At 59.8% G+C, this 423-nt stretch carries 1 protein-coding gene; it reads left to right on the top strand.

The features are described 5' to 3' along the window. A partial coding sequence (locus HMPREF2842_RS09155) for a helix-turn-helix domain-containing protein (protein ID WP_141752168.1) occupies positions 1 to 415 on the top strand: 415 nt, incomplete at its 5' end. Positions 416 to 423 lie beyond the last annotated feature (8 nt).

Genomic DNA, 423 nt, shown 5'->3' with positions numbered 1-423 from the left:
GCTTGGTGTGTCTGCCGCGACTGTGAGAGAGTGGCAGAAAATGTACCGCGCAATCGGGAAGGACGGGCTTCTTGCCATGGGAATAAAACACACCAAATACGACTATGAAACCAAGGTCGCCGCAGCGGCGGCCGTGGTTGACGGTGGGATGAGCAAGCCTGAAGCGATGATGCGCTTCGGTATTGCAAGCGCAACACCGTTGAAGCAGTGGTGCAGGCTATACCGTGAAGGCGGCGCGCAAGCGCTTAAGCCTAAGCCCAAGGGCAGGCCGAAGGGGTCGGTGCGGGCGGTGCCGCCAACGCGTGAGGAGGAACTTGCCGAGCGTGTGCGCAAGCTTGAGGCGCAGGTGGCGTACCTAAAAAAATCGATTGCCCTGAAGGCGCAGAAGCGCTCCCAAACCGGGACAAAGCCCTAGTGGTCGCT

The sequence above is a fragment of the Rothia sp. HMSC069C10 genome (assembly GCF_001812205.1).
GTDB classification, from domain to species: Bacteria; Actinomycetota; Actinomycetes; order Actinomycetales; family Micrococcaceae; genus Rothia; species Rothia mucilaginosa.
This window is presented reverse-complemented; position numbering and strand designations above follow the sequence as displayed.